This window comes from Campylobacter concisus (assembly GCF_002912895.1).
In the GTDB taxonomy this organism is placed as follows: Bacteria; Campylobacterota; Campylobacteria; order Campylobacterales; family Campylobacteraceae; genus Campylobacter_A; species Campylobacter_A concisus_G.
Genome location: NZ_POZX01000032.1, coordinates 1 through 18,873, shown reverse-complemented (window position 1 = coordinate 18,873; position 18,873 = coordinate 1). Strand labels below are relative to the sequence as shown.

Genomic DNA, 18,873 nt, shown 5'->3' with positions numbered 1-18,873 from the left:
ATTTGCCCTTTTATATGTAGTAAATTTTTAAATTTCTTGAAATTTTGCGAGTTGCTTTTATAAATTTAAGACGCTTTTTTAGTATCTCTTCTCTACTTTTATAAATTTGCTTGTAAATTTTACTCTCGAGTCTCTCTTTATCTGGCATTTCTGGAAGTCTTTTAAGGATACCGAGCCAGACGTCATAGTCTTGAAGATTGCCAAAAATTTCTTGCATCTGCTTTAGCTTCACTTCATACTTTTTAAGCCCTTCAAAATAGAAAATTTCACATAAAAACTCGTATGTATATCTCATCTTTTTAAGCTCTATCCTAAGATCATGAAAGCTCTCATTTGGGCAGTCTTGATTAAGGCTTTTTAGCCTTTTTTGAGCTAAAACCAAAAGCGTTCTAAGCTTAAACGAACCAAGGCGCGAAAGGCTTACATCAAAGAGTTTTGACTTATAAAATTCACCCTCGTTTAAAAATATCTCCCACTCTTTTAAAAATGCGTAGTTTTCTTCGTCGCTAAGGTAGCTTTTTACATTTTCATACTCTAAATCTAGAGCCTTTTGCACAAAAAAGATAGGCTCGTTTGCATGTTTTTGCTCGTTTAAAAAGCTCAAAAATACATCCAAATCTCGCTTTTTGTTTGTCGAGTTTGCAAACATTTTAAAATTCTCACCAAAAAAAAGTGTCACTTTCTCATCAAAAGCGCCACTAAAAATTTTAAGGATCGATCTAACCTTTCTTAAATTTACGCGAAGCTCATGCAAAACTTCTTCATCTTTGTCTATCAAATACTGGCTTTTTAGCCTTTTTATTACTTTAAAAATACTAACAAAAAAGATTCTTAGCGCCTCTCCACTTTTTAGATTTGCAGCAAAATTTGGCAAAATTTCTTTTTCTTTTATGATCTTATAGGCTCTTTTGTAGTCAATTTGTTCATTTTCATTAGCATGGATGGCAAGAAATTTATTTTTATATCTTTTATCGCAAGTTACGTCACTTAGGCAAAAATTTTCTAAAAATGGTGGCAGCTTGAAAAAGACGGCCTCATTTTCATCGCTAAATTCGATCTCAAATGTACAAAGCCCGTTTAGTTCATTTTTAAAAATATCAATATTGCAAGGATTGTTATTTAGTTTAAAAATGTATCTATCTTTTAGGATAACGCTACCGATGCGGTTTTTAAGAGCCTTTTTAAACTCCGCTTTTTCGCAGAATTCTTCATTTTCTTCTCTGATTAGACCTTTGCCAATCTTTACAGTTTTTATAAATTTATCCTCTTCACTTCGAAAGCGGATCTCTTCATTTTGCGTTATCTTGGTATAAAATTGAGAAATTTCAAGATGCTTAAAGACAACTCCAGCTTCTTTTAAAAAATCTAGAATTTGAGAATTTTTGAGTAAAAATTTACGCTCTATCTCCAAACTCACATTTTTCTCCAAAATTTTTTGTTCATTTTAGCAAGTTAGTGCTTAAAACAATGAGAAAGATGCTAAATTTAGGCTTATTTTAAAAGTATTTTTATAAGAAAAAAGATGAAATTTATGCTGCTAAATAGCAACATAAATTTTATTTACAGTGTTTACAGCTTTTTACGCTAGCTACGATGTTTAGACGTTCTATTATATTTCCGATCTTCTTTTCTAGCGCCTCTTGATATTTGCCAAGCTCAGCATCATCGTAACTCACGTCCTCAACGCTTCCACAGCTTTCACAGACAACATGGATATGTGGATATTCGTATATGTCATATCTAGCTTTTTGATTGACGATATTTACTTCAACTACAAGACCTTCGTCTTTTAAAGTATTTAAATTTTTATAAACCGTTGCTAGAGAAACCGATGGGCTCTCTTTTAAAATTTCATCATAAAGCTCATCAATCGTTGGATGCGTGTGGCGATCAAGAATTCTTAAAACGCTAAGGCGTTGTGGCGTGACTTTTAGCCCAGATTGCTTTAATAATGATACGTATTGCATAATGCTTTTCCTTGTTTTTATTTTGGCTTATGCTAGCAAAAATAATATTAAACGTTACTTTATTAAATGATATTAATTATTTTCTAGTAAATTTTTGGTAATCTGCTCAGCACTTATACCAAGGTACTTTTCAACCTCAGCGGTTGAACCATGAGGGATAAATTTATCTTCATACTCGAAGCTAATGACACTTATATTTGAAATTTTATTTTCTTGTAAAAATGCACTTACTATCTCACCAATACCGCCTTTTTTGGCACTATCGCTAAAGATGTACCACTTTTTAGTGCGTTTTGCAAGATCCAGTAAAAGCTCACTATCAAGCGGCTTTGCAAAGACAAGATCAACCAATATCGCATCAAGCTTGCCAGCAAGTAAATTTCTGACCAAATTTGCCTTGCCAACGCCGTTACCATAGCCTAAAAATGCAATATCACTATTTGTATCAGCTAAAATTTCAGCCTTGCCAAGCTCAAGTGGCTTAGCTTCAAACTCATCTCTTAAGATAAATGCCCCACGCGGATATCTAAATGCGCTAACGCCTTTATAGACATAAGCAAATTCCATAACATTTTTCATGCTCTCTTCGCATCTTGGGGCAAAAAGAACCATGTTTGGCACGGCATTTAAAAAACTGATATCAAAAGCACCCTGATGCGTTTCGCCGTCCTCGCCCACAATACCAGCCCTATCCATCGCAAAAGTGATGTTTAAATTTAAAATAGAAGCGTCATGAATGACTTGATCATAGGCCCTTTGCATAAAAGTTGAGTATATCGCGACAAATGGCTTAAAACCCTCTTTTGCCATGGCTGACATCGAGGTAACTGCGTGCTGCTCGGCTATCGCTACGTCCCAAAAACGATCTGGAAATTCTTGTATCAAAGCGTCCATACCAGTGCCTGTTGGCATCGCGGCCGTCACACCAACGATATCGCTGTGCTCTCTTGCCATTTTTAATAGCTGCTCGCTAAAGATCGCCGTGGCTGACTTGTTTGACTGTCTTTTGATAAATTCGCCACTTTTTAGATCAAATGGTCCAACTCCGTGCCAATTTTCATAGCACCCCTCAGCAAATTCATATCCTTTACCCTTTAGTGTCTGCACATGCACGATGACTGGTTTTTTCATACTTTTTGCCGTCTCAAATGTGCTAAGAAGCGCGCCTAAATCGTGTCCATCAACTGGCCCAATGTACTCAAGCCCAAGCTCTTCAAAAAACATGCCAGGAGTAATAAGTCTAATGCCCTCTTCGATACGTCTAGCCATATATGCGGCTGAATCTGGCATGTAGCTTAAAAAGCGCTCAACCCTGCCCTTAAATTTTTGATAAAACTGTCCTGCCATCATTTGGCTTAGATACTTGCTAAGTGCGCCTATTGGCTTGCTTATACTCATCTCGTTGTCGTTTAGGATGATGACGCAAGGATATTTTCTATCGCCTAGCTCATTTAGCGCCTCGTACGCCATGCCGCCACTTAGTGAGCCATCGCCTATGACAGCTACTGGGATACGATCTTCGTTTTTAAGTTTTATCGCCTTTGCAGCACCAACTGCAAGCGATATAGATGTCGAGCTATGTCCTGCCACAAAGTAGTCAAATTTACTCTCGCTTGGCTTTGTATAGCCGCTGATACCATTAAATTTCCTAAGCGTATCAAAGCTCTCCCAGCGTCCAGTTAGTAGCTTGTGCGCATAGCTTTGGTGGCTCACATCAAAAATAAATGGATCTTTTGTCACATCAAAAATTTTATGCATCGCTACAATGATCTCGACTGCACCGATATTTGAGCTAAGATGACCGCCATTTTTACTAACGGTGGCTAAAATTTTATCCCTGATGTCATGACAAAGTGCGTTTAGTTCATCAACATCTAAACTTTTAACGTCTTTATTCATTATTTACCAGCATTTTTAGTTTTTCTAGCCTTGTTTGCATAGTCGCATCGATATTGCCACCATCACTTATAATAACTACACCGCCTTTGCTTATAGCATCATCAGCGCTTATTTTGACATGCTCATTCTTGCTAAATTGCTCTTTTATATATTCGCTATCTTCGGGATTTACACGAATTTCTATATTTTTAACATTACTTAGCTCTTTTATAAGCGAGCTTGCCAGATGATGAGCGATCTGATTTGAAGAGGCTGAAATTTCTTTATCGATTACTTCTTTTGCGATTTTTATAGCAGTTTGCCCAAGCTCTTCTTCGATCTTCTTTAAAAACTCATCAAATTTAACGTACTGCTCATCTAGCTTTGCAGCTGAAACGCTAAATCTAGCCTCTAGCTCATTTATCTTTGCTTCATTTGCCGCATTTGCTTGGGCGATACCCTCATTTTTGCCATCTTCTTTTGCACGAGAAATTTCAGCCTCAAGGCGTTTAGCAAATTCGCTCTCTTGATTTTCTATTTGCATTTGAAGTTTGATGATGTTGCTGCTTAGCTCATCTGTTTTTTTAAGCAGTTCTTCGACAAAGCTCGACTCACCTGTTTGCTGTATTTGTGGACTTTGAGCCTGAGAAGCAAAGTGGTTTTGTGAGTTTGTCTGCGTTTGGTGGCTAGCTTGAGGAGCAAAATTTTCACCCTTTTGCCCAAAATTTTGCTCGCTTAGCTCTTCACTAAGATTATTTTCTTCTATCAATACAGGAGCACTATCTGTGGCTCGCTCTCCGACTCCAAGTACTTTAAATCTGTAATTTTCTATAAAGTGAGCCGGAGAAGTCTCACTGGTTATTACGCTGCTTTTCATTCTATCATCTCATCTGCTTCGCCGACTTGGAACACACCTTGATCAGCTAGAGTTTGCACCGTCTCTACTATGCGTCTTTGAGCCTCTTCAACATCTTTTACACGCACCGCACCAAGATATTGCATCTCCTCTTTAAAGGCTTCTGCTGCACGCTGAGACATATTTGATAAAAATTTATCCTTTATGCCATCGCTTGAGCCTTTAAATGCGACCATAAGGTCTTTTTTATCGACATTTTTAAGAATTTCTCTAATCGCAGTTGCGTTAAGGTTGATAATATCTTCAAAGGTAAACATAAGCTCTTTAATCGTTGTTGCAAGCTTATCATCGCTTTGTTCGATGCGTTCGATCGTGCTTTTGCTAGCTTTTTGCCCAAGTCTATTAAGTACTTCTGCCACAGCTCTTGGACCGCCAACTTCCACTTTGTATGACGTAAGACTTTCAAGCTTGCCCTCAAGCACAGTTGAAACACGCTTAATTACCGATGGGCTAATATCACCAAGATTTGCCATTCTAATGACAACTTCGCTTCTTAGCTCATCTGAGAAAAAGCTAAGCGTTTCAGCAGCACTTGTTGAGTCCATGTGAGCTAGTATTAGCGCGATGGTTTGAGGGTGCTCTTTTATGATAAAGTCTGCAAGCTGTTGTGGTTTTATCTTATCAAGATAGCCAAAGCTTTTTGAGTTTTCCATGCTTTTTGCAAGCTTGTCTAAAATTTTCTGAGCAGCCTCTGGACCAAATGTGCGGTAAAGAATTTCTTTTGCATACTCTAAACCACCACTTCTCATATATTGATTTGACTGCATTAATGCGTAAAATTCTTCTAGCACGGCACTTGCAACTTGTTTGTCTATGTTTTTTGCGGTTGCGATATAGCCTGAAATTTCAGTGATGACATCAACATCCATGTGAGAAAATATAAGAGCAGTTGCCTCTTCGCCAAGCTGAATCAGCAAAATAGCAATCTTTTCAGGCATCGATAGATCATCATAAATCATTTTTTGCTTGTCATTTAGCTTTATTGACATCAAATTTCCTTACGCATATTAAAGTCGCTGTCATTTTTTACCATATCTTGAAGTAGCATTGCTATCTCTTCATTTCTCTCTGTGATGACCGCTCTCATTTTCTCAAGTAAAACATCGTATTTTAGTTCATCTTCATTAAACTCGCCACTAAGTCCTAGTTGCTCTTCGACCTTTTTGCGAGCAGCTTTAAATTTCTCAAGCGTATCTTCAGCATCTACCTCAATATCTTCAAGACCATCTTGAACTTGCTCCTCTTCTTCTTTTGTCTCTTCAAGCATCTTTTGCATAAATGGCACAATGACTTTTTTGTAGAAGATGTAGAGCAACAATGCTGCAAAAATATATTTTAGTAGCGGCATAAATGGCACTACATAGTTATTCACAAAGCCATCCATCTTCTCGCTAGTGCTTATATCTTTACCGGTTTTAAACTCAAAGTTATCTAAGCTTACTTCATCGCCCCTATTTTGGTTATAGCCGATTGATTGTTTGATTAAATTTGTGATTGATTCTCTTTGCTCTTTAGAAAGTGGGGTAAATTCTACCTCACCAGTTGGCTTGCCATCACTATCTTTTTTACTCTGATAAAGTCCGTCTATAACGACAGCTGCACTCACTCTATTTATGCTAGCAAACTGTCCTTTAATGCTTGTTACTTTCTTTGAAATTTCATAGTTTGTCTGCTGTGAGCTTTTGTTGTACTGCTCTTTTAAAGTGCTATCATCAAGGCCTTGGACAGGGCCAATGTTGCTAACCGCACCTGGGACGCCACCTACTTCATTTGGTGCTGAGCCTTGACGCTTTTCTTCGATATTGCTTTCACTTCTTACAACGTTATTTGGGTCATAAACTTCGCTTTTTGTATCTTTTTTGTCAAAGTCAAAGTCAATATTTACCTTTGCTACGACCTTATCTGCTCCGCCCACGATAGGAGCTAGCACATTTACGATCTTTTGCTCGTAATTATTTTCAAACTCGCGCTTATAGCGGATCTGCTGAGCTATAGCATCACTATCAAACTCACCATCTTCATCGCCAAGTGCGACTCCGTCTTGATTGACGATCTTTACATTTTCTGTGCTTAAGTTTGTAACAGAGGCGGCGACAAGGTTTTTAATACCAAAAATTTGCTTCGCATTTAGACTAACGCCTGGCTTTAACTCAACGACAATAGAAGCAGTTGGGAGTGCTTGTCTTTCAGTAAAAACACTCTCTTTTGGTATGGCTATTCTTACGGTTGCTTTTTGGATAGATGAGAGGCTCTCGATCGTTCTAGCTAGCTCACCCTCAAGCGCTCTTTGAAATTTAACTCTCTGCTCAGCGTCTGTTGCGCCAAATTCTTGCTTGTCAAAAATTTCAAAACCGATCTTGCTCTCTTTTGGTATGCCAAGCGTTGCAACCGCGATACGCTCTTTATAGACATCGCTCGTTGGCACAAGGATAGTGCCTTCGTTTGCTAATTTATATTTAATGCCATCTTTGTTTAGCTGATCGACTATTAAGGCTGAGTCGCTTGGGCTTATGTTTTCAAAAAGGACGCTGTAGCCTGCAAAATTTTCATTTTTGCTTTTATACAGTGTTAAAAATACCAAAAATGCCACGACCAAGACGATCGAGCTAGCTGCAACGATTTTTTGCTTTAATGAAAGCTTTTGATAAATTTGACTTATTTGATGAAGTAATGCCTTAAAATCCATATCCCTACTTTAAAATTTGCTTTAACTCTTCAAAAACCCTATCGTTTTGCCATGCCTGACCGATAGTGATTCTCACCGCATTTAAGGCGTAGCTTTTTAAATCTCGTAAAATTATACCTTTTTTTAGCATCTTTTCGCATATCTGGCTTGATTTTGGCTCGTTAAATTTAAAAGTTATGAAATTTGTATAGCTTGGGATAAATTCTATGCCATTTTGCTTTGCAAATTCTTCATATCTCTTCATTTGCTCAAAGTTATTTTGCATGGTTTGCTGCACAAACTCATCATCTCCAAGTGCTACTATCGCTGCTCTTAAGCTTAGAGTTGTGATGTTAAACGGAGCTCTTAGTTTCGAGAGAGCGCCTATGATCTCTTCATTTGCCACACCGTATCCCACGCGCATACCACCAAGCGCATAAGCTTTAGAAAATGTTCCAAGATAGATGGTATTTTTAAATTTTACCACCTCGCTTGGCTTTATCTCTTTTTTGCTATCTTTAAATTTAGCAAATTCGTTGTAAGCACAATCAAGCACAACAAGCGTGTTTTCATCAACGCTTTTTATAAATTTAAAGACCTCATCTGCGTCCAAACACTCACCTAATGGGTTATTCGGCAAGCAAAGAAAGATTATTGAAATTTCATCTTTATGCGCATTATAAATTTCTAAAAACTCGCTCAAATTATGCTCCACACTCTTTGTGCGGTAAATTTTTGCTCCAGTTTGCTTAGCATAAATTTCATACATCGCAAATGTCACGCCAGCCATCAAAACGCCACTTTGCTTATTTGCCTTTGCGTGAAGTGCGTATTCTATAATCTGGTCACTTCCAGAGCCGATGATTAAATTTTTGCTAGTTACGCCAAATTTCTTAGCCAGCCCCTCTTTTAACTCAAAGTAGCTATCATCTGGATAGAGATGCGCTTTTTTAGCGACCTCTTTTAGCGCCTCCTCTACGCGTTTGCTCGTACCAAAAGGATTTTCGTTACTAGCTAGCTTTATCACATCTTTTGCCTCGATGCCAAACTCTCTAACTACAAGCTCTATCGGCTTTCCAGCCTCGTAATTTACTAGATCATCTAAAAAGTCATTAAATTTCATCACTCATCTCCGTTTAAATAGCTTCCAAGCCACGTTATCTCAGCGCCGCTCTCTTTTGCGAGTTCAAAGGCGTTTTGCACCTTCTCATCGTCGATATGCCCTTCAAAGTCAAGATAAAAAATTGACTTAAATTCGCGCTGCTTGATAGGGCGTGACTCAAGTTTTGTGATATTGATATTTTCATTTTTAAAGATAGAAAGCAGATCAGCAAGGCGTCCTGGACTGTGGTCAGTCTTTGCAAGGATCGAAGTTTTCGAGTTTTCAACTCTTGCGTTTTTAAAATCGCTTAAAATCAAAAATCTCGTTCTATTTGCCATATTATCTTCAATCGTCTCATAAACTATCGGCACGTTATAAATTTTTGCTGCGATCTTTGAGCAAATGGCGGCTGAGTTTCTATCCATTGATGCCATATATGCAGCTGCTGCGGTTGATTTTGCTGGAACAAATTCAATTTCATTTAGCATATGATCTTCTAGAAATTTACGGCATTGATTATACCCTTGCGGATGTGAATAAATTCGCTTTATCTCTTTTAAATTTTCATTTATGCTAACAAAGCTGTGATGGATATCCACATAAAGCTCAGCAACTATTTTTATATCACTGAATTTACTCAAACAATCAAGCGTAGCGCCAACAGCGCCTTCGGTGTTGTTTTCAATAGGCACAACGCCGTATTTTGCCTCTTTTTGAGCTAGCTTTGTAAAAACCGCCTCGATGGTCGCAAGTGGCAAATATGAACTCATCGCACCAAATCTACTCTGAGCCGCCTGATGCGTGTAGGTGCCTTCAGGCCCTAGATATACGATCTTTTGAGGCATCTCTAAATTTCTACTCACAGCAAAAATTTCAAGATAAATGGCTTCAATAGCAGCTTTATTTAAAGCTTTGTCTTTACTTAGACTAGTTAAGCGGTTTATGATAGCTCGCTCGCGTTCAGGACGATATATAGGCGTTCCACTAGTTTGTTTTAGCTTGCCGATTTGCTCAACTAAAATCATTCTTTCATTTAGTTTATTTAAGATGAGATCATCGATCGCATCGATCTCTTTTCTAAGCTCATTTAGCTCTTGCATCAGCGCTCTCCAAAAATTCTCTCTCAAGTGCCACGACATCTTCAAAGCTCTCACGTCTTCTTATGAGTCTATCTTTGCCATCAAGCACGCAAACTTCAGCGGCTCTGTTTCTTGTATTGTAGTTTGAACTCATGCTAAATCCATAAGCCCCGGCCCCTTTAACCACGATAACATCGCCACTTTCACACTCTGGTAGCTCTATATTTTTTGCTAAAAAGTCGCCACTTTCACAAACTGGACCAACCACGTCGCAAACACCTAAATTTTTATCTTTTCCGCAAACAAAAATTTCATGATGAGCACCATAAAGGCTTGGCCTTATAAGATCATTCATCGCACCATCAGTGATGACAAATCTCTTTTTGCCGTTAAATTTTTCATATAAAACACTTGCGACAAAGTAGCCAGCATTACCAACAATGAAGCGCCCTGGCTCGCAAACGATAGTTGCGTCTTGACCCTTTAGCGCACCTAAAATTCCCTGTGCGTAGTCGTATAAATTTATCTCTTTTTCATCGTTATAAATGATGCCAAGTCCGCCGCCAACATCGAAAAATTTGATATCTATCTCAAGTGCTCTTAGCTCTCTTAAAAGCTCACTAACGATATTTGCAGCATCGATTATCGGACTAAGTGATGTTAGCTGAGAGCCGATATGAAAATGTATACCAGTTGGCTCAAGAGAGTCTGAAGCTTTAGCGTGGATGTACATTCTTTTGGCTGTTTCAGCATCAACGCCAAATTTATTTTCATTTAGTCCTGTCGAGATATATGGGTGAGTTTTTGCATCGACACCTGGATTTACCCTAATGCTAATTCTTGCCTTTAAGTTTAGCCCTTTTGCGATCTTTTCAAGTCTTAAAAGTTCAGCAAAACTCTCCACATTTATTAGCAAAATTTCATTTTTTAAAGCCTCTTTTAGCTCATCATCGCTCTTGCCAACACCACTAAAAATGATCTGATACCTCTTCGCACCTGCTAAAAGCGCTCTTTTTACTTCTCCAATGCTAACACAATCAAATCCAGCTCCAAGGTCGGCTAGAAATTTCAAAACACTTAGATTTGAGTTTGCTTTCACCGCATAGCAAATGAGAGATTTTCTAGCAAAAAATGCATTTTTTAGTGCTTCATAGCGGTTTTTTATGTGGTTAAAATCATAAATGTAAAGTGGGGTTTTGTATCTACTTGCAAGCTCTTTAAAATCCATAAAATAGCCTTTATTAAAATGGCTTGATTTTACAAAAAGCTTGCCAAAATTTGGCTTAACGATGCGATTTTATGAGATAAATGGCATATACAAAAAGTAAAATGACTGGCAAAACTATGCCGATTTCTGGTAAGATCACAGAAGTTTGTGCAAATTTTGCAAGAATAAAGAGCAACCCCCAAACGACAAGGGTTATCACAACAAAGATAAAAGTCGAAAGTGCAAGATTAAAAAACCTACCAGTTACAGGCAAATGATAGTAAAAAATGAGCAATAAAAATGGTGCGAAAAATGGTGCGATAGCAAGGTTGTAAAAAGCTGTTTTTGCGCTATCAAGGCCAATACCTTCATTTTTAAATGTTTTTATAAAATTTATCGCATCTGGGATATTAAATTTTGAGTTTTCAACGCTAACAGCACTTTCAATACTCTTTGGCTTAAAGCCCTTTAATGCATCTAAGCTCTCGCTTTGTATTTTATTAAAACCAGCTTCACCAAGCTCTAAAATTTGAGGCAAAAGAGTTTGATTAACATCTTTTAAAATCCACTCATTGTCTTTAAAATTAGCATGATTTGCAAATGTAGTTGAGAGTAAATTTGTGCCATTTATCTCAAAAATTCTAACATCATTTGCTATTTGATTAACAGAATTTAGCTCCTTTATGTAGATAAATTTGCCTTCAAATTTTAAAAATGAATCAGTCGTGCTTTTTGAGAAAGCCGTATTTTTAGCGATACTTTTTTGATAGTCGTGTGCATAGGCAAATGGAGTAAAATTTAAGCCAACATAAAAAATAGTTATAAAAAGTGCAATAAAAAATGGTGGAAAAATTAGACTATTTTTACTAATACCAAGCGCATAAAAGCTGATTAGCTCATTTGATCTGACCATATTTACATGTAAAATAATGAGTGCAAAAATAAGCGAAAGCGGCAAAACATAGCCAATAGCGCTAAGCGATGTAAGCCCAACATAAAGGAGCTGAAGGTTTGCAGATGGCGGCAGATCTTTTAAATTTGTAAGCAGATCAATGCCTACATAAAATAGTTCAAGCGCTAAAAATACGATAAAAAAAGATTTTATATAGACCCAGCCAACGTATCTGGCGTATAGTTTCATTTTATAAGACCTTTTTTTATCGTAAATTTTTGCGAGATTTCGTTGATGTCGCTCTTTAGTAGCTCGCAAACTGCATTTTTTGTGTAGTCCAAAATTTCATCTAAAGCCTTTTTCTCCTCATCACTAAACTCTCCAAGGACAAAATTTTTAGCATCACCAAGGTGCCCAATGCCAACACGCACCCTTTCGTAGTCGTTGCCAATTAGATTATCGATTGATTTTATACCATTATGCCCGCCACTACTGCCGCCTTTTTTAAATTTAACTGCACCAAAACTAAGATCAAGGTCATCGTGTATTACGATTATTCTATCTGGTTTATAAAAGTCTTTTACTGCTTTTACACTTTGTCCTGAGAGGTTCATAAAGGTTGTTGGTTTTAGCAAGATAATGTCATTGAATTTAAAAACTTCGCCTTGGAATTTGGCTGAGCTAACATCTTTGTAATTTGAGTCTTGTAGGAGATCTATAAGCATAAAGCCTATATTATGTCTAGTGTTTTCATATTTGGAGCCAGGATTTCCCAGCCCCGCTATTAGTGTCACAAAAGCCCTTTTTATTTAGCTTTAATAACTCCAAGTACCGCAACACGGTCAGCGTCTACAATAGTAACGCCTTTAGGAGCTGTGATATCACGAACCAAAATAGTATCATCGATGTCAAGTTTGCTTACATCAACATCAAATGAATTTGGTAAATTTTCAGCCGTACATTTTACGCAAAGACGTCTTTTTGATTGGATCAAAACGCCCTTATTTTTAAGACCAATAGGTGTTCCAACTGGCTTAACTGGGATCATATATTTTGATAAAACACCAGGAAGTGCTACTTTTAGATCTACGTGTTTAAGATCGCTTGTAACAACATCTCTTTGGTAATCAACAATAACGACATTATAAACTTTTCCGCCTACTTTTACATCAAAAGCAAGGCTCTCTTTTTTGCGTGCTTCTTTAATAAAGTCATTTACTTTAAAAGCAGCTGCAACATTCTCTAATCCCTTGCCATAAATGTTGGCGATTAGATAACCATCTCTTCTCAAAGCCTTTGCAGACTTCTTACCGATACTCTCTCTAACGATACCCTCTAACATCGTTTTCCTTTCATAAAAAATAGGTGCTGATTTTATCCAATGCTTTATAAATTTCACATAAAGCTTATTTGAGAATGATCACTTTTTCTATTTATGTATTAGCATGGGTTCTTTATTTAAAGTGACTTCATAATATCATCAAATGCTGATACAAACTGCTTTAAACCGTCGCTTAATAAATCTTTATAAACGACATTTATATCTATCTCGTTATTTTTTATAATCTGAAAAAAGCTTGAGATATTTTCTTTACTAGGCACATTTTTTGCCTCTGCTTTTTCTTTTATAAATTCTTTTATCGTCTCTATTGGTGCTGTATTTATAGAATTTTTATACATTAGCTCTCTAACATAATAATCCCCTCTTAAACTACCACCTTTTACACCTGTGCTTGCAAAAAGCGTTCTTACATTTTCTAGTCCAAAATCTTCAATCAGGTGATATATATTTGCAGCATTCATTATGCCGATTTGTCCCGTTGGCAAGCTCTTTGCAGCCATAACCTCATCAAGCTTTCTATCAAATCTACTTACAAAAACACTTATCACACCTTTTGGCATAGTAGTATCCATAAAGCGACTTGCATAAGCCTTACTGCCTTCTTTAAAAGCTTCAAGGCAGTTTTTAGCCTGATCTGGCGAGAATATAAGCGTAGCATTTACACTAATTCCCCTTGCCATAAGCGCACTCATCGCCTCATAGCCATCTTTTGTAGCTGGAATTTTTATCATAACATTTGGCATTGATATTAGATTATGTAGCCTGATACCTTCTTCTATCGTTGCAACTGTATCGTCACTTAAATTTGGATCAACCTCAATGCTTACAAAGCCATCATCGCCATTTGCATAATTTTTTAACATTTTACATGCGGCGATTTTTATATCTTGAGTAGCCAAAATTTCATAAAGATCTTTTGGGTGGCGTTTATTGCTAGTTTCTATTATCTTTTTATAAGCAGGTGACGAAAATGCTGTTTTAAAAATAGCTGGGTTACTTGTAGCGCCGTTTATAACATTATTTTCCAATAAAGAGTTAAATTCGCTTTGTAAAAAATTTCTCTCTATAAAATCACACCAAAGAGAGAATTTAGCTTCGTTGTCATACATTAATTTCTACCTTATAAATTTTAAAATTTCACGCAAGTCTTTAACATCAACACAATGTGTCGCTTCTTTTTTTAAGATATCTTTTGCACAAAATGCAATGCTAAGGTCGCACTTTCTAAACATCGATATGTCATTGGCCCCGTCCCCAACACACATTATCTCGTTCTTGCCTAAATTTAATAGTCCACATAAGCGGTCAATCATATCTCCCTTTGAACTACCAAACATCATTTCTCCACCAACTTCACCACTTAAAATTCCATCTTTATGATGCAAGATATTTGCAAAATTTGCATCAAAATTAAGCTTTTTTTGCATTACATCGGTTGCATTGTGAAATCCACCGCTAAAAACCACAACTTTGATACCTTTTTGCTTTAAAGCTTCTATTAGCTCGCCAGCTCCTGGCATTATTGGTAAATTTTTGCAAATTTCATTTACTTTTAAAAGTGGCAATCCTTTTAAAAATTTTACTCTTTTTGTAAGACTTTCAAAAAAATCAAGCTCGCCATTCATTGAACGCTTAGTTATATTAGCTACTTCTTCACTAGCATTATTAGCGGCGGCGAGAATATCTATTGTCTCGCCGTCCATTATTGTAGAGTCAAAATCAAAAACACAAAGTTTTATCAAGCTATACCCTAAAAATCACGTTTTAAAAGGCTTTCGACCTTTAAGATCGTAAGGATATTTTGGTCGCGCTTACCGATACCATAAATCATGCCTTTGTCTTTTACTAAAGTCTCTGGTGGCGGATCGATCCTGTTGCGGTCTATTCTGATAGCCTCCGTCAAGCGGTCTATCACAAAGCCAGCGATATTATCCGCATCTTTCATAACGATATATCTTGTGCTTGGGCTTTGTTTTGTGACATTTAGTGAAAAACGCTTACGCAAATCAATAAGCGGAATAACATTTCCACGTAGGTTAAACACGCCAAGAACGTAATCAGGCACACTAGGAACACGTGTATATTCAATAGGTTTGATTATCTCTTGAATATTTAAAATAGGTATTGCGTACTCTTCCTCACCGACAACAAATCCTACTAGCTGAACTATATCCTCATTATTTTTTAACTCAGGACCATTTATTTGCTGTTTTTGTTTGCTTAAAACTTGATTTAGTTTATTGTTCATCCCTTACCCCTAAGCTAATTTTATATTCTTTCTAACGACATTTTCTAAGTACTCGGCTGAATATGGTTTTGTAATATACTCAGTCATTCCAACTTCTACGCCACGTAATCTATCTGTTTTTGAAGTCCTTGATGTAACAGCAATAAGTGGTAAATTTCTGTATTTAGAGTATTTTCTAATTTCGCCAGCTAGCGTATATCCATCCATTCTTGGCATCTCAATATCTATCAAGATCGCATCAAAGGAGTGCTCTCCGGATTTTACGATATTTAATGCCTCAACACCATTTGTGGCCTCTATTATTGTTACCCCAGTTGGTTCAAGCGCTTTTTGCATGATAGTTCTATCCATTTTTGAGTCATCAACTATCAAGACTTTATAATCGCTTGGTTTTTCCTTTGCTTTTGTGCTATCTTCTATTTCGGCTCTAATATCTACCTTGATATCTTTTGCCATCTCCATCATAGCACCAACATCGATAATCAATGTCACACGGCCATCACCTCTAATAGTCGCACCAGCAATACCTGGGATATTTTGCAAATAATCACCCATTGATTTAATAACAATCTCTTCTTGTCCAACCAAAGTATCGACGATAATGCCTAGTTTTGCTTCAGCAACACCGATTATTACGACATAAGTTTGATCTCCGCCATCAAATGCCTTTTCTACACCAAATACGTCAGAAAGTCTAACAAGAGACAAGACTTCATCTCTTAGCCTTAGTACATTTTTGCCATCGATCGTGTAAATATCATCGATCGGCACACGAACAGTTTCAAGAACACTAGCAAGCGGAATAGCATAAAATTCTTCTTGCGTTCCAACAAGTAGTGATTGAATAATCGCAAGCGTGAGTGGAATTTTAAGCTTCATAACCGTGCCTTTTCCAACTTCACTTTCAATATCAATGATACCATTTAGCTTTTCAATATTTGTCTTAACAACGTCCATACCAACACCACGACCAGATACATTTGTAACCTTTGCCGCAGTTGAAAATCCTGGTCTAAAAATAAGTCCAAATGCCTCTTTTTCACTCATCGCATCAGCTTCGCGCTCAGTGATGATGCCTTTTTCTATAGATTTAGATTTAAGCATGTCAGCATCTAGACCCTTACCATCATCAACTATCTCAACAACGATGTGGTTGCCTTCATTGTAAGCTTTTAGCTGAACAAGGCCTTTTTCAGGCTTACCTGCGGCCTTTCTTGTCTCAGGATCCTCGATACCATGATCGCATGAATTTCTGATGATGTGAACTAGTGGATCGCCGATCTCTTCTACGATTGACTTATCAAGCTCAGTCTCTTCACCTGAAATTTCAAGATCGATTTGCTTGCCAAGATCGCGGCTAAGATCGCGTATCATACGTGGGAATTTATTAAAGACTTTTGCTATTGGAAGCATTCTTGTCTTCATAACGGCAAGCTGAATATCGGTCGTAACTAGACTTAGGCTTGAGACTACTTGATTTAACTCTTCAAGGAATTTCTCACCCTCATATCTCTCTTCCACGTCATCATAAATTTTTAATAAGCGGTTTTTACCGAGAACAAGCTCACCGATTAGATTCATCAAATGATCAAGTCTTTTTACTTCAACGCGTATAGTTTGTTCCTGCGCTACTGCACCGCTGCTTGCTGCTGGGACCTTTTTATCTCCGTCTTTTTCTTTACTCTCTGCTTTTGCAGCTGGAGCTGAAGTACTACTTGCAGCTGGAGCTATCTCGCTAGGAGATTTTGGAGCTATGCCTTTTGAAGCACGCCTTGCTTGATCCTCAGCCTTTCTAACTTTTAAGAGTCTTTCTATCTCAGCTTCAACTTCTGAATCACTTAATTTTGAAAGCTCGGCATCGCTTATCTCTGGCGCTTCTTCAGCAGGCGCGGTTGGCTCTGGCTCTTTTGCCAGCTCTGGTGTTGGCTCAGCTACTGGCGTGACAGGAGCTTCAGGAGCTGCTACTGGGGCTTCGCCTTCAGAAATTTGAGTAAGTCTTGCGCAAATATTTTTAATATCAATGCCAGCAGCTGTATCATTTCCATGATCTCTAATGCTGCTTAACAAGCCTTTCATCATATCGACTGACTCAAGAACTACGTCCATAATGTCTGGAGTGATCTTTAGCTCGCCTTTTCTGGCTTTATTTAAAACATCCTCCATATGGTGAGTAAGCTCTGTTAAAACATCAAAATTTAAAAAGCTTGAACTACCTTTTACTGTGTGAGCAACGCGGAAAATTCTATTTAATAGTTCCAAATCTTCAGGGTTTGACTCAAGCTCAACAAGGTCATGATCTATCTGCTCAATAAGTTCGAAAGCTTCTATTAAAAAGTCTTCCATTATTTCTTTCATATCATCCATGTTTCACCTCATTTTGCAGATTTAGAATGTGCTTCAATAACTTTTAGCACTTCTTGATAAAATATGCTTGCATCAAATTTTGTAAGATACGCCGCACCACCAGCTTCTTTGCTCTTGATTTCACTAAAATCATTACTCAATGAGGAGTTAAATACTATTGGAACTTCTTTAAATCTTTCATCGTTTTTAAGAGTTGAAGCAAAGCGGTATCCATCCATCTGTGGCATTTCAATATCACTTAAGATAACTCTAAGCTCTCTTGATAGGTTATCTCCATATCTTTGATAAAGCTCTTCCATTCTCTCCAAGCCCTCAACGCCGTTTTTAGCCTCAACTACGCTAAGTCCCATCTTCTCAAGTGCGTCTTTTACTAGTTTTCTAGCAGTCGAGCTATCATCTAAAACTAAAGCAGCACCTTTTAATTTTTGATCGTCTGTTACATCAAATTCGATCTTTGGTGAGTAAATTCCAAGCTCTTCTACTATACTTTCAAGATCAAGGATAAGTAAAACTTCATCATTTTCTATTCTTGTCACGCCTGTTATTTTGCCTTTGTCTAAAGCGCCAGAACCTGAAGCAAAATTTGCTGGCTCGATATCTTTCCAGCTTATACGCCTGATCCTTTTTGCCTCATGGACGATAAATCCGATCAAAATACCGCTAAACTCAGCAATAATAACACGTGGCTTTATAACTACGCCTTCGGTTGGCTCGATAATATTCATCCATCTTGCCAAATTTATGACAGGGATCACCACGCCCCTTAAATCAAAAATTCCCTCGATATACTCAGGAACGCCTGGAAGCTCTGTAAGATTTGGCATCTTAATGATCTCCCGCACCTTTGCGACATTGACTCCGTATATTCCTTCATATACTTTGTTTTCGGTCTTTTTAAAGATACGAAAATCAACAAGTTCCATCTCGTTTGAGTCCGTTTTTAGTACGTTATCTCCAAACATCAATGTCCTTTCAAACTCATTTTGAGCAAATTTAATTTTTGCTGGGCGTATTCTACAACAAAATAACTTTGCTCACATGCAAAACAAGGTAAATTTATATAAAACTTATCGTAAATGTTAAATTGCTCGCCTTGATGATAGTGTCCTTCTATCACAATACTAGCCTCATATCCTTGCAAATGCTTGCTCATTAGCTCCTTAAAATTAGGAATTTTATAGTCTAAATTTTTATTGGTAAGTTTGGCTAGTAT

Annotated in this window: 17 protein-coding genes and 1 pseudogene; all 18 read right to left on the bottom strand. The window is 37.3% G+C overall.

Features of this window, described 5'->3' with window-relative positions:
- Nucleotides 1-10: 10 nt before the first annotated feature.
- Nucleotides 11-1,417, bottom strand: coding sequence for a CYTH and CHAD domain-containing protein (locus CYP51_RS03620; RefSeq protein WP_258032781.1), 1,407 nt, complete (start codon nucleotides 1,415-1,417; stop codon nucleotides 11-13).
- A 139-nt stretch (nucleotides 1,418-1,556) separates the two neighbouring features.
- Complete coding sequence (locus CYP51_RS03615) at nucleotides 1,557-1,967, bottom strand: Fur family transcriptional regulator (protein WP_054197019.1); 411 nt, start codon at nucleotides 1,965-1,967, stop codon at nucleotides 1,557-1,559.
- Nucleotides 1,968-2,039: 72 nt separating this feature from the next.
- Nucleotides 2,040-3,866 carry a 1-deoxy-D-xylulose-5-phosphate synthase gene (gene dxs, locus CYP51_RS03610; protein ID WP_103624420.1) on the bottom strand — a complete coding sequence of 609 codons (1,827 nt, stop codon included), beginning with the start codon at nucleotides 3,864-3,866 and terminating at the stop codon, nucleotides 2,040-2,042.
- The gene (gene fliH, locus CYP51_RS03605; protein WP_103624419.1) at nucleotides 3,859-4,722 is read right to left on the bottom strand and encodes a flagellar assembly protein FliH; all 864 of its coding nucleotides are present in this window, start codon (nucleotides 4,720-4,722) and stop codon (nucleotides 3,859-3,861) included. The genes dxs and fliH overlap by 8 nt, the downstream gene beginning before the upstream one ends.
- Nucleotides 4,719-5,750, bottom strand: coding sequence for a flagellar motor switch protein FliG (gene fliG / locus CYP51_RS03600; protein ID WP_021091747.1), 1,032 nt, complete (start codon nucleotides 5,748-5,750; stop codon nucleotides 4,719-4,721). The genes fliH and fliG overlap by 4 nt, the downstream gene beginning before the upstream one ends.
- On the bottom strand, nucleotides 5,750-7,447 hold the full coding sequence (gene fliF / locus CYP51_RS03595; RefSeq protein ID WP_103624418.1) for a flagellar basal-body MS-ring/collar protein FliF: 1,698 nt from the start codon (nucleotides 7,445-7,447) through the stop codon (nucleotides 5,750-5,752). The genes fliG and fliF overlap by 1 nt, the downstream gene beginning before the upstream one ends.
- A gap of 4 nt (nucleotides 7,448-7,451) precedes the next feature.
- Nucleotides 7,452-8,549, bottom strand: coding sequence for a histidinol-phosphate transaminase (gene hisC / locus CYP51_RS03590; RefSeq protein ID WP_103624417.1), 1,098 nt, complete (start codon nucleotides 8,547-8,549; stop codon nucleotides 7,452-7,454).
- Nucleotides 8,549-9,628 carry a prephenate dehydratase gene (pheA, locus tag CYP51_RS03585; RefSeq protein ID WP_103624416.1) on the bottom strand — a complete coding sequence of 360 codons (1,080 nt, stop codon included), beginning with the start codon at nucleotides 9,626-9,628 and terminating at the stop codon, nucleotides 8,549-8,551. Before pheA ends, hisC begins: the two co-directional genes overlap by 1 nt.
- Nucleotides 9,612-10,835, bottom strand: a complete 1,224-nt coding sequence (gene lysA, locus CYP51_RS03580; protein ID WP_103624415.1) for a diaminopimelate decarboxylase — start codon at nucleotides 10,833-10,835, stop codon at nucleotides 9,612-9,614. The genes pheA and lysA overlap by 17 nt, the downstream gene beginning before the upstream one ends.
- A 55-nt stretch (nucleotides 10,836-10,890) precedes the next feature.
- Nucleotides 10,891-11,955, bottom strand: coding sequence for an LptF/LptG family permease (locus tag CYP51_RS03575; RefSeq protein ID WP_103624414.1), 1,065 nt, complete (start codon nucleotides 11,953-11,955; stop codon nucleotides 10,891-10,893).
- Complete coding sequence (gene pth / locus CYP51_RS03570; RefSeq protein WP_103624413.1) at nucleotides 11,952-12,500, bottom strand: aminoacyl-tRNA hydrolase; 549 nt, start codon at nucleotides 12,498-12,500, stop codon at nucleotides 11,952-11,954. Before pth ends, CYP51_RS03575 begins: the two co-directional genes overlap by 4 nt.
- An 11-nt stretch (nucleotides 12,501-12,511) precedes the next feature.
- Nucleotides 12,512-13,048 (bottom strand): 50S ribosomal protein L25/general stress protein Ctc, encoded by a 537-nt coding sequence (locus CYP51_RS03565; protein WP_021091684.1) that lies wholly within the window; start codon nucleotides 13,046-13,048, stop codon nucleotides 12,512-12,514.
- A gap of 116 nt (nucleotides 13,049-13,164) precedes the next feature.
- Entirely contained in the window at nucleotides 13,165-14,157 is a 993-nt protein-coding gene (locus tag CYP51_RS03560) for a transaldolase (RefSeq protein WP_103624412.1), read from the bottom strand.
- A 6-nt stretch (nucleotides 14,158-14,163) separates the two neighbouring features.
- Nucleotides 14,164-14,790, bottom strand: a complete 627-nt coding sequence (gene serB / locus CYP51_RS03555) for a phosphoserine phosphatase SerB (protein ID WP_103624411.1) — start codon at nucleotides 14,788-14,790, stop codon at nucleotides 14,164-14,166.
- An 8-nt stretch (nucleotides 14,791-14,798) separates the two neighbouring features.
- Entirely contained in the window at nucleotides 14,799-15,296 is a 498-nt protein-coding gene (locus tag CYP51_RS03550; RefSeq protein ID WP_085658145.1) for a chemotaxis protein CheW, read from the bottom strand.
- 9 nt (nucleotides 15,297-15,305) lie between these two features.
- Complete coding sequence (locus CYP51_RS03545; RefSeq protein WP_103624410.1) at nucleotides 15,306-17,660, bottom strand: hybrid sensor histidine kinase/response regulator; 2,355 nt, start codon at nucleotides 17,658-17,660, stop codon at nucleotides 15,306-15,308.
- 8 nt (nucleotides 17,661-17,668) lie between these two features.
- Complete coding sequence (locus CYP51_RS03540) at nucleotides 17,669-18,622, bottom strand: chemotaxis protein (RefSeq protein WP_021091802.1); 954 nt, start codon at nucleotides 18,620-18,622, stop codon at nucleotides 17,669-17,671.
- Nucleotides 18,622-18,873, bottom strand: a pseudogene (locus CYP51_RS03535) (UDP-2,3-diacylglucosamine diphosphatase); the annotation flags it as partial. The gene CYP51_RS03540 and the pseudogene CYP51_RS03535, both read right to left, overlap by 1 nt.